Origin of the sequence: Clostridium sp. UBA5988, assembly GCF_002435615.1 — a bacterium.
Lineage (GTDB): Bacteria > Bacillota > Clostridia > Clostridiales > Clostridiaceae > Clostridium_J > Clostridium_J sulfidigenes.
The window spans coordinates 1-11,435 of sequence record NZ_DJBA01000023.1 but is presented as its reverse complement, the minus strand read 5'-3'; the positions used below and the strand labels follow the sequence as shown (position 1 = coordinate 11,435).

Here is an 11,435-nt window from a genome sequence, read left to right as displayed (position 1 = left end):
GTAAAAAATTTTACACTACCATTAATTATGAGGAGAGTAAGTAGATGAAAAAGAGAACAAAGATCATATTAAGTTTTTTTATTGTAATAATTATTGCGTTGCCCCTTACTTTTTGTGCAATGTGGGTAGAAAGAGATAAAACTACTAACATACGAGATTATAATGAGCATTTTGGAGGTAATGGCAAGTATAGACAAAATTATGTTAGATGGTTCGGACATAATGGTACGAATAACAATAACATTGATATATTTCCTGAAAGTACTCCTGATTCAGCAAAGGTTGAAGATTTTTGTTATTACTACTATAATCCATTTGACCCAAACATTGTATCATACCTTGTATATACATGCAGTGATGAAGATTTTATGGAAGAGACAGAGAGATTATCAAATTTAAATTCCTCTAAAGATTATCTTATATATGGTGCAACTGGATTTAATTATCCAGTAATTGCAGTTGATGCAAACGAGGAGGGTTATATTTATGCTTTGGCTGACAAAGAAAATAAAAAATTAATTTATGTGGGAATTAATTTTTGTAATCATTTTACTGATATAAACTATAAAAAGATAATTGATGAAAAATATCTTCCAATTAACTTTGATGCAAAAAAAGGAAATTCAACTCAAAAGAAAGAACATGAGGAATCTATAGAAAGATGGAAAAAGGAAATACAAGAAGATAATAGATCAGATTGATTAACTTTAATATATATTGGGAGGTGTACCATGAATAAGATAGAAAATTTACTAAAAATTCGTAAAATTTCTTTGGCCTGCTTATTTTTATCTGTTCCTATATGCTTTATAGGAGTTTTTTCTACTTCTGCTTTATTTCCAATTATTGGTATAAACTTACTTCTAATATTTATTTTATTATCTATTTTGTTTTGGAAATGTCCTTATTGTAATTACAGGTTACCAATGAAATTTGACAAAGATAGTGATATTGATTCGGTATATCAATGTCCATATTGTAATAAGAAGTTTAATTGAAGTAAATATATATTTATGGACAATATCCAGATATGAAAGACCATATGTAAAATGAAATATAAAAATAAATGGAAGAGCAATCTTCCATTTATTTTTTACCACTAATATAAATTAAAATTTAAATATCTAGTCACTCTATGCCTCAATATTGTACTTTCCTAAGGCTGATTGTAAAATAAAATCCTATAAACTACAATAGTCTTTATTAGGAACTCTATTAAGAAGAGTGTTCAGCAAATTCCATTCTAACAAATTCTCCATAACCAAGGGGCGTATCTTTTCTATAAGTATCTACTACATTAAACCCTGCACTTTTATAACATTTAATCGCCCTTTCATTGAAAGACCGAACTTCTAAAGCAATCTTTTTATCTGGATATATCTTCTTGCATTGTTCTTTTACTATTTCCATTAAGACCTTTCCTAATCCTTGTCCACATAGAGATGGTTTTAAACCAATTCCAATAAAAACACACTCATTTTTATCCAGCAATCTTATGTATCCACATAAGCAATTGCAATCATCAATCACAGCATTAAATTCACTCTTTCTCTTTTCTTCTATTGTAATCCCCCATTTTTCATTAGATGCTTTATCCCATCCTGGATAATTATATATAGAATATATATGGTCATATTTCCAATCACAAACTTCTTTTGCATATAGCTCTGTAAGACCTGCCAATCTCAAATTCATTTCGTACACCTCTAGAAAATTTTCCGTTTACATTACAATATGATACTTTTATAAATAAATTCACCACATCCACCACTAGGTGGCATATTTTTCTTACTTATATTACACTATTGCTATTTACCCTCTGGTTTCGTGATTAACTCTATTGCTTTTTCTATAACCTCATCCTTACCCTCTGCAATTCCTTTCACAGTTTGTTTTACAGTTATGTCAGGTTTAAGACCTATTCTTTGTGTCTGGCTTCCATCCATATATGTTACTGCTAGCCCTGATATAGATGTCTGTATACACCCTGGAAGTGTAATGTCCATTTTATTGCCATTAGCTCCTGCAGAAGGAGTTCCTATTACCGTTGCATTTGGTGCATCCATAAAAGACATAACCATTGTCTCCAAGACGCTTTGTGTACATTCATTCATCAGTATGATTACCTTCCCATTATACTGATATCTATCTTTTACTTTTCCTAATGAGGTTCTAATAATGCCGTTATCAAATATTTTGCTAAATGTAGTTGAATCTATACCTTTGTCCAATTGTTTCTCTATGAATCCTCTTCCTGAACTATTGCTGGTTGATTTTAAAAATTTCCCTGGTTCGAAACTATTACTTGAATAAAATTGTTGATATTCTGAAACTTCAGGTTTTATATATTCCCCTATAGGATAGTTTATATATTCACTCATTTTTGAATTACTGTATCGCACATCAATAATCAACCCTTCTGTCCCTTTAAATTTTTTCATTAATTTATCTAAATCTCCACTTTTAAGTGTAGCTATATTAATATAACCTATTTTTTTGTCTCCCATGAAGCCACTTTTCTCATCTTGGCCCAGTCTTTTTACATCATACTTGCTATTATAATAGCATGGAACATTCAAGCTTAACTTTTCACCATTTCTTATTACCTCTATTTCAGCTATTTCTTTTGTAGAACGCAAAAGGTAATAGTCAAAAGCATTTGTAAAACGATTTTTATCTGATACTGATATATATTTGTTGCACTCCTCTATTATCTTTTCTATAGAAGTTCCATCAATAGATACCACAATATCTCCTACCTTTAAAGGGGACTTATCTTCCCTGCCAGCAATGACAATCTGATCATCTATATTAAATATTGATGCTTTTGCTTTGTATGCTCCAAAGTGTTGTGGTAGCACCTTAAAGTTATCATTAAAAAAGCCATGAGAGTCATGAATATATGTGGTAAGATTTGCAATGGATAATACATATGATTCCTTATCACTTTGAAGTGCTAACTCAGGAATCTTGTCATAAAGTACTTGATCCCAATCTTCATCCATGAGATTTTTATATGGATAGAAATATTCTATAATATTCCAATAACGAAACAGCCCGAGCAGTCTCATTCCTGTGTCTTCATAGTTAATAGAATTGTCCATAAAAGAATCTGAAGATACATTAACAATATCCCCTTCTTCAAAAACAGCATATCCATTGTCATTATCAGTTACTTTTACCTTTGATAAATTTTCAAGATAGTCAGCAAGGTTATTCCCAAGGACTTGTCTATTCTTTATCCATGAATATTCTACATCTAAGTATGCTTTCTCTTTTACTTGACGATATAGATCTTCCTGTTCTTTACTAAGTGTATTAACCTGAAATGGAAACTGGTTTAACCATGTAGCCATGATATCTCCAGCTTCTTCCTTTGTAGTTGCCTCAAGCACCTTTGGCATAACTCTAAATAATTCTGCATCCCAATTAATATTCCCTGCTGTAATGTCTGGATGACGATACTTAGCAAATCCCCAGACCTTTGCTAAAGTATGCAAATTCTTCTGTTGAACTTCACTTAATTTTTCTATTCTAACTTCACTATCTGATGCAAACTCTGTATCTTGGGATCTTTTAAGATTCTTTTCTTCAGTTTTATCTGAACTAGTACAAGACACAAATGTTAGAACCATAACTATAAGTATAAAACTAATTACTATTTTTTTACTAAATACATTGATTTTAACTTCTCTTTTTTTCATACTTTCCACCTACATTCTTTAGTACTTTAAAATCTTTTTCAATAAGATTTTATCTTTGATAAAGTACAATTATATACAATATTGTATATAATATTATAAATATACCATAAAAACACTATATCACATAGTAACTAATGTGAGAACCATTTATGGAATATATTATAATTTTTGTTAGGTGATTTGAAATATGCTCACTTTAAAAAATCAACAGTTAACTTATCATTGATGAAAAATACTCTTTAATTATATGTCTATGTGTTTCAGCAATATTTAATTTTTCTAGCTCTTGGTAAGTAAAATACTTTAATTTACCTTACAATCATAATTATAATACTTATTATAACATAATTTAAATAAATTATAATTTATTTACACTAGTTGATTTATTCTCCTAAATCACAAATCTGCATATTATTAGCTCCATTACACAAACTAAAGGTGAAAGGAGGTTGTGCTATGAAAAAGTTTACTGTTATATTACTAATTTTAATTACATTGGTATTAAGTACTTTTACTTCTACACGTGTATTTGCTGAAAATATATTTACAGAGGGTGTTTATAAGGCAACTGATTTCAACGTATCCCCAAATGAAACTTACCTAGTTCAAAATGTTTCAACAAATGATAGTGTTTTTCTTACTCTTTATGATGAAAATCAACTTATAATACAATCTATTCGTCTTGAACCTAAGTCAGCTAAGTATAATTTAATTCCTCTTAAGCCTGATTATAGAATTGTTATAGTTGGTAATGGTCAAATATTTATTGATAAAGGGACACAATAGGGTGTCCTTTTATTATTTGCTCCAAGTATATTTTTGAGTCATTAATATGCACTAAATTATGCTGAAGAGTTGTAATATATATTTTTTCATTTGTCATCATAACTCTTCTAGTCATTACAATGGTGACTACAAGACTAAAAATCAGGATCACTATAGTACATTTAATTATAACATTGCTTCTAGTATTCCCATTATTTCCTAACACTATCTTCCACATCCTCATCTATGTCCTTCTAATTTAGCATTAATATATCCCATATATATCATTGATGAACTATCAGATATTTGAGGAATCTCAAATCTACACTTTTCATAGAAATTATAATTTTCTGGAGTAGTATGCACCCACCAATTTCCATGGGGTAACTTTTCTAAACACAAGTCTACAAGTTTTTTACCTATGCCTTTCCCTCTATACTCTTCTTTCACAGCCAGGTCTTGGATTGTTGCTGTCATGACTCTATCTGATACAACCCTTACCATAGCTATCATATCTTCCTTATCCCAGACAGTGAAAACCCATGATGAATTTTTAAAGCAAATTTCATACTTTTCATCTAGCCATAACGGTTGACTTGCAGACACCCAACCAACTTCATTGTACATTTTTTTAATGGTATCCCCTTTAAGCCCATCTGCACCTTCTCTAATAATCAATCCTTTATAATATTGATACATAAAATACCTCCCTAAAATTAATTTGGACGCAATTTCCTAAAATTTTTCACTTTCAATCATAAATATAATACTTATTATAGCATGACTACAATAAAATGTATTTCATATGAAAATATCTAAATAAAGAGAAACTTTAATCAAGTTATATAAATTTTGGCGAACATATGTGCATATTATCTTTAGAAATGTCAATACTTTAGATACAGAGTTAAAGCCTAAGTAAAATCCTTAAATTAATGCCATTAATTTAAGATAACACACTTGGAAGGAGTAACAACATGGATTATAATTAACAGAGTTCTTAGTTTTACAGGGCATTAAAAATGACCTATAAAACTTAGAAATCGTTATCCAGGGACGTAGCTGCTCTTTACTCCCTCTTTGAAGAAGATGGGAGTATTAGAGCAGGTAGTCATCGGATAAAATATAAAGTTGAGAATAATATAGAATTAACAGAACAGGATATAATAACGCTTAGTTTTATACCGCTTATGAGCAGTATAAAATCTAAAAGTGAAATTACTTTAGAGAGTATAGAAATTGCTAATGGAATAAAATCATATACAGATAAAAACAAATGTTTAACACTTTTATATAATGGTTTAATATGTAACTCCTTTTCATGTGCATTCTAAGGAGTAAGTTCCACTAGCTAAATAAATATTTAGAGTGTCACTTAAATTTGGAGATGAATTATCTAAGAAAAGATTTAAGGAGGTTGTTGGTATGACTGAAGTTGGTAAGATGATATATAATGAAGGTAAAGAAGAAGGTCTAGAAAAAGGCAAGGCTGAGCTATTAATTAAACTACTTATGAAGAAATTCAAAATATTACCAGATGAATATAAAGAAAAAATTAGGAACTTATCTGGAGATGTAATAGAACATATTGGAACAGAAATCTTTGATATGGAATCTCTTGAAGACCTAAAGAAATATTTATAAAAATCAAGTGGCTACTTTTCTTTGGAAGTAGCCACTTTTATAAATTTTAAATATTATAAAACAAGTTAATAACTTTATTTATAACTCTGAAAATAAGAATATTGTAATTTACTATCATAGATTTTCGCTAGTTAAATTCATCTCTTGTAATCTTTTTTCTGCTGCTTTAATTGCTTCAACACCTGTTTTACATAATACATTTATGCCTTTAACAATATTTACAATTACAAATGCTTCTACACATAGCTTACTATATAAATCTTCAACAATGTTCTCAGTTAAAACCCTTACTTTTTTCCCTTACATACTCTGAAGCCCATCCAGTCCTATTGCTTAAGAATCCAGATTTATCTACTTCGTAAGTTGAGTAAGAAATACCTTCATATATTTGTTGAAACACATTTATGTAGCAATCTTTGTAATTACCAAAGATTGTTGAATTTTAGTAATACTTCTCTATCTAAACCATTTTTTTGTACTTTATTACAAGCCTCATTATAATAGTTTAAAAACTTATTTGGATCTTTAAAACATTCAAGTAGCTTTTCACGTCCTAGACTACTATCAATGGCAGAACACATATATTTACCAATAACCTTATCAAGAGCTTCCTCATTATTCTTCATATAAAAATACTCATTTACAACCTCTTTAAGCCTGTTATACTCGCTGTCAGGTTCAGTAAGTAATTCTACTAATAAATCATTTAAATCATTTAGCTTTTTATCAACTCCATTCCATGAATTTAAGTACTTTTCTTCCAAATTAATTCCTATGTCTATTCCATAAGCCTCATGAAATAACTCATATAAATCTTCACCTTCATTAAAGAAATAAACTGCTGCACCTTCACTCATAATTTGATCTATCAATTGCATTACTAAGGATTTATTATCTTTCCTACTTAACAGACTGTTTCTTCTATCATTTTTATCTAACCAATATAAACATCCAATATGATGAAATTCATGAAGAATTATTCCCTCTACTCGCTCTTCTTGAGTTTTATCTGAAACCCAAAATAGAGCATCAAGACACATGGTATTTTTATCAACAATACTTCCAGCATTATACCCATCTAAACAAAAGAATATATTTAAGTCCAACTGTGTATCTTCTGGTAGAGTATCTTTCAATTTGTCCTCTAAAATCTTAAAGTTGTAGTCCCTTATATTAGTTATTTTTTTATCTAACAAATCCATGTTTTTTGAGATTCTCATTAAAGCATTATTCATTCTTGCTAATATATCATTATCAGTTTCATATATTTCATTTTTAGCTGATTTAATTAATACATCAGCATATTCTTCCTCAGTGATGTTACTACCATAAAACTTAAATTGAGCTTTACATCCCGGGTCATTTCTTAAAAAAGTTATTATTGAATCCTTGTTTACATTGACACCATTGACTAAATTACACAATATTCCTGTTAGTCCCTCGGCTGCTGATTTAGAAACATTAACTCTCATAAATCCTCCTTAAAAAACCAATAATTTAATTCATTATTAAATGCCATTATTCACTGCATTCTTAGGTTAATATACTTATTATAACATTTTTACTATAAAATGTATAAAAGCACCTCTATATAGAGATGCTCTAAATATGATTTCTTATATTTTATAACTAAAATTGAAAATACCTAAATGTACTTCTCTACATCTTCAATTTTTTCCATATCAAAAATATCAGTAGCTATAATTTCTATTGTTTCCTCTGGCATTTTCTTTATTTTTTCCTTATATTCATTAGGAACAGACTTAAATTTTTTAATAAGTTGTTTTATAAGTATCTCAGCTTTTCCTTCAGTTTTTCCCTCTTTTATCCCTTCTTTTATTCCTTCAGCTTTTCCTTCATCCCTTATCATTCTTCCTATTTCTGTCATGGTAACTACCTCCTTAAACTTTTTCTTTGATATCTCATCTCCAAATTTAAGTGACACTCTAAATTTTAATTTAGTAAGTGGAACTTACTTCTTCGAATGTATATGAGAAGAAGTTACTTATTAAATATCTACAGAGTAAAGTTAAACATTGGAGTTTTTCATTTCCTTCTGGTATTTTTTCTGCTAACTCAATACTTTCAATGGTTATATTCCCCTTATTCCTTTTAGTACTCATTAATGGCAAGAAAGTTAAAGTTAATATATCCTCTCCCGTTAGCTTTTCACCATTTAATATTTTTTCTTTTAAATACTCTAGCTTCTTATCACCATCTAAGTTTTTCATATAAAAGGCTTCTATATTATATTTTACTGTTCCTGCATCTATATAGGTTTCTACATTTTCTATTCCTGAAGAATACACAACCAGCGTCCTTAATTTTCTTCCCTCTTTACAAAATAATGAAGCATCATAGTATAAGAACCTTTTTATATCATCCTTCTTATTTGTAGTTTGAAACTCAAAATGCAAATAACCTCCATCTTCTGTATAAAATAAATAATCTGTATAATTAGTTTTAATGTCAATATTTTTTATTTCTGTTTCGGCGGGTGCTATTATCTTAGTATCAATTCCAAAAAAATCTACTGCATTATCTTTAAAAAACTCCATAGCTTTTTTTAGTACAGTATCTTCAATCTTATTATAATCCATAAGTATCTCCTCTTTTCAATTGGTCTCATTACGTATTATTTCCAATAAAAAAGAAAGTATGCGAACTTATGTTTGAATTTTGAAATATATTAATGTTATTTACCTATCACTATTTTAACATATATTTTAATTTAAAAAATACATTTAAATTGGTTCATTTAATTTTTAAGTTATGTTTTAATAAAGTATATATATTATATGCTTACATATAACAAAGCACCTCTATATAGAGATGCTCTAAAATAAACAGGATTATGAAAAAGTTATTGAATTATATATCTATTGCATCATATAAGAAGATGAGATTTAAAAACATGAAAATTCTCTGACTCCATCTTACTTAAATACTTATTTTAAATTGTATACTTAAATATAAGTTCTCCATTAACATCCTTTTCATTTATATACTCAAATCCAATGCTTTTGTATAAACTATAAGCTAATGTATTTTCCTCAACTATACTTAAGTAGATAGTATTAACATCATATTTTTTTGAAACTATATTAATAAGGCTGGTCATTGCAATTCTTCCAAATCCTTTTCCCTGGTATTTTTCATCTATCATTATTCTATCAATCCAAGTATCTTTATTAGGCCCAAAGGATCCGTACATTGCAAATCCAATTACTTCCTCCTTATCATATATAGCTACAGGATTCCACTGACTACAAGTTCTTGCCTCTTCCAAGCATTCATCTACAGTTTCAATAAATTTCTCTTGGTCTGACTTTAATTTTATTTTCCTAACGATATTTTCATTAGTATCATCTATATCTTTAAAATATATATTATTCATATAATTACTTATCCCCCAAATTCAAAACATTTACGTTCATGCATCTTAACCAATGAATTACATGATTAATCCTCTTTCTTATCTTAATTCAATCTGTTTATAATATTATTTTTCCTTCTTAAAAACAAAAGATTTACATTCATCATTATATATGTTTTCCTTTAAAAATGTAAATCCACATTTTTTAGTATAAAACTTATGGTTTCTTATTGAGTAATCCGGCGTTTCAACTGTCCAAATTTTAGCATCTACATATTTTTGTTCTATATCATTCCAAACTATAGTTCCAATATGATGTCCTCTGTAATTCGGATCAATAAAGAGCATTTCCAAACTATATTCATTATTGGGCTTGATTACAACAGTATAAGCACCAACTATATTACCTTCATAAATAACTTTATAACTTTCAAAATCTGCGTGCTCATTTAGCCATTTAATCAAACTGCCATCATTATATCCTTTAGGTCCATCCTCTTTTATATCCGTGTGCATTGATGTATCTTCATTAAATGCAGAAGTCATGATTTTTGTTAATTCTTTATAGTCATCAGTATATATCTTTTGATATAAAATCGTGTTATTCATTAAAACTTCTCCTTCCTATTGTTTAGTACGTTGATACATTTTTCCTATAACCTACCATTCATCTTGCCTTTATCTTTTACCCCTAAAATTAAAAGACATAATGATATTATTAATTCACAAGCTATAATTACCCATATTAAAGGATGAACAGCATCTATTGAGTTTACTGCCCCTATACCTCCTTGACTTGCAGCATATTTAAAGAAAAATTCGTAGGAAATAATTACAACAATTAGTTGTGTAAATGTACCAAATAATAACCTTAATCCAGACCTAAACATTAAAACTCCCCCTTTTACCTCAAGAAAATGAAACTACCCTACCAACAGTTAAGATAAAAATTATAAATCCTGTCATTATAATGGTTATAGCTACTGTAAAGACTCCTCTAAATAATTGAAACCAGCTGATGGCTGCCGAAAATCCAAGTAGCCCTAGTAATAGTGTGACTATAGAAAGTATCATAACTATAACTAATGGATGCACTTGCAATAGATCCATTGTAAAGTTAATTACCTTATTTGATTCTATTGATAAAAAGAATAATATTACACATATCAATGATAGAATGAATGAGTAAATATTTAACTTTAATTTCATACTGAACCTCCTAGATATTCCATGGTAATGCAAGATGCTTATTTAGCACGCTGCAATATTCTATTATAATTTACAATTTTACCATATTGTACGACCAATGGTATTAACTTAAATTTAAATTTCTATATACATTCAGTAAAACCTTATAAATAGAGTTTTTAGCTTCTCTGAAGCTTACTAACAGAATTCTTTCCATGGGTGTTTCTGCCCATGTAAATTAGACCTTCAAAGTTGTTTTTTATAGCTATAGCTATATGACAGGGGAAGTGACCTTTGGTTATATCATAGCCATGGACTGCTTTGCATAGGGCAATAATACCCACTTGAATTAGGTCATCTAGGTCATAACCTTTTACACTTATCGCCACAGCTTGGCTAGATATTAAAGCCTTGAAAGTTTTTGAAAGTTCTTCAAGGGCAGTATCTTCCCCTGCTTTTGCCTTTGTCACCAATTCTTGAATTTTAGCATAATTATCCATAACAAAAATCCTTTCTCCTAGGCTATTTCCTCCTGTGTCCATGTGTCCATTTTTTCCCCTATATATACCTATATAGTATTATATATATATTATTTATATTATAAATATGCTTTAATAGAATATCATGGACATAATAGATACATAGGGGGTTAGCCCTTATTATTACTAGGTTTGAGGCGTGTCCTTAACTGTGTCTTTCCCTGTGTCCTTGGAATCAAGGATACAGTTTCTAAGTGTTTTCATAATTATATCCATTCC

General features: G+C 29.0%; 16 protein-coding genes. 4 read left to right on the top strand and 12 right to left on the bottom strand.

Annotated features, from left to right (window positions below; genetic code table 11):
• The first annotated feature begins 44 nt into the window (after positions 1–44).
• On the top strand, positions 45–701 hold the full coding sequence (locus tag B3J31_RS05325; protein WP_346873704.1) for a hypothetical protein: 657 nt from the start codon (positions 45–47) through the stop codon (positions 699–701).
• Between the two features lie 30 nt (positions 702–731).
• Positions 732–998, top strand: a complete 267-nt coding sequence (locus tag B3J31_RS05320) for a hypothetical protein (protein WP_346873703.1) — start codon at positions 732–734, stop codon at positions 996–998.
• 217 nt (positions 999–1,215) lie between these two features.
• Here B3J31_RS05320 and B3J31_RS05315 read toward each other — a convergent pair whose 3' ends face one another.
• Both B3J31_RS05315 and B3J31_RS05310 read right to left on the bottom strand, forming a co-directional pair.
• Positions 1,216–1,695: a GNAT family N-acetyltransferase gene (locus B3J31_RS05315; RefSeq protein ID WP_346873702.1), complete on the bottom strand. Its 480-nt coding sequence runs from the start codon at positions 1,693–1,695 to the stop codon at positions 1,216–1,218.
• Between the two features lie 113 nt (positions 1,696–1,808).
• Entirely contained in the window at positions 1,809–3,704 is a 1,896-nt protein-coding gene (locus tag B3J31_RS05310) for a S41 family peptidase (protein ID WP_346873701.1), read from the bottom strand.
• A 456-nt stretch (positions 3,705–4,160) separates the two neighbouring features.
• Here B3J31_RS05310 and B3J31_RS05305 point away from each other — a divergent pair, with 456 nt between their 5' ends.
• The gene (locus B3J31_RS05305; protein ID WP_150844301.1) at positions 4,161–4,490 is read left to right on the top strand and encodes a hypothetical protein; all 330 of its coding nucleotides are present in this window, start codon (positions 4,161–4,163) and stop codon (positions 4,488–4,490) included.
• Between the two features lie 219 nt (positions 4,491–4,709).
• Here the strand turns inward: B3J31_RS05305 and B3J31_RS05300 are convergent, their stop codons facing one another.
• A complete protein-coding gene (locus B3J31_RS05300) occupies positions 4,710–5,168 on the bottom strand; it encodes a GNAT family N-acetyltransferase (RefSeq protein ID WP_346873700.1) in 459 nt (152 codons plus the stop codon).
• 669 nt (positions 5,169–5,837) lie between these two features.
• Here B3J31_RS05300 and B3J31_RS05295 point away from each other — a divergent pair.
• The gene (locus B3J31_RS05295) at positions 5,838–6,113 is read left to right on the top strand and encodes a DUF4351 domain-containing protein (RefSeq protein ID WP_346873699.1); all 276 of its coding nucleotides are present in this window, start codon (positions 5,838–5,840) and stop codon (positions 6,111–6,113) included.
• A 274-nt stretch (positions 6,114–6,387) separates the two neighbouring features.
• On the opposite strand, the gene B3J31_RS05290 is transcribed toward B3J31_RS05295, so the two are convergent.
• The 9 genes from B3J31_RS05290 to B3J31_RS05250 all read right to left on the bottom strand — a co-directional run bounded on the left by B3J31_RS05290 (position 6,388) and on the right by B3J31_RS05250 (position 11,219).
• The gene (locus B3J31_RS05290) at positions 6,388–6,513 is read right to left on the bottom strand and encodes a hypothetical protein (RefSeq protein ID WP_346873698.1); all 126 of its coding nucleotides are present in this window, start codon (positions 6,511–6,513) and stop codon (positions 6,388–6,390) included.
• 22 nt (positions 6,514–6,535) lie between these two features.
• On the bottom strand, positions 6,536–7,585 hold the full coding sequence (locus B3J31_RS05285) for a DUF5700 domain-containing putative Zn-dependent protease (protein WP_346873697.1): 1,050 nt from the start codon (positions 7,583–7,585) through the stop codon (positions 6,536–6,538).
• 173 nt (positions 7,586–7,758) lie between these two features.
• On the bottom strand, positions 7,759–8,001 hold the full coding sequence (locus B3J31_RS05280) for a DUF4351 domain-containing protein (RefSeq protein ID WP_167403031.1): 243 nt from the start codon (positions 7,999–8,001) through the stop codon (positions 7,759–7,761).
• Positions 8,002–8,071: 70 nt separating this feature from the next.
• Positions 8,072–8,713 (bottom strand): hypothetical protein, encoded by a 642-nt coding sequence (locus B3J31_RS05275; protein WP_167403032.1) that lies wholly within the window; start codon positions 8,711–8,713, stop codon positions 8,072–8,074.
• 353 nt (positions 8,714–9,066) lie between these two features.
• Positions 9,067–9,510 carry a GNAT family N-acetyltransferase gene (locus B3J31_RS05270; RefSeq protein WP_346873696.1) on the bottom strand — a complete coding sequence of 148 codons (444 nt, stop codon included), beginning with the start codon at positions 9,508–9,510 and terminating at the stop codon, positions 9,067–9,069.
• 105 nt (positions 9,511–9,615) lie between these two features.
• Complete coding sequence (locus tag B3J31_RS05265) at positions 9,616–10,098, bottom strand: GNAT family N-acetyltransferase (RefSeq protein WP_346873695.1); 483 nt, start codon at positions 10,096–10,098, stop codon at positions 9,616–9,618.
• A gap of 44 nt (positions 10,099–10,142) precedes the next feature.
• The gene (locus tag B3J31_RS05260) at positions 10,143–10,379 is read right to left on the bottom strand and encodes a hypothetical protein (protein ID WP_346873694.1); all 237 of its coding nucleotides are present in this window, start codon (positions 10,377–10,379) and stop codon (positions 10,143–10,145) included.
• Positions 10,380–10,398: 19 nt separating this feature from the next.
• Positions 10,399–10,698, bottom strand: coding sequence for a hypothetical protein (locus B3J31_RS05255; protein ID WP_346873693.1), 300 nt, complete (start codon positions 10,696–10,698; stop codon positions 10,399–10,401).
• A 158-nt stretch (positions 10,699–10,856) separates the two neighbouring features.
• Positions 10,857–11,219, bottom strand: coding sequence for a sigma factor (locus tag B3J31_RS05250; RefSeq protein ID WP_346873692.1), 363 nt, complete (start codon positions 11,217–11,219; stop codon positions 10,857–10,859).
• Between the last annotated feature and the right edge of the window lie 216 nt (positions 11,220–11,435).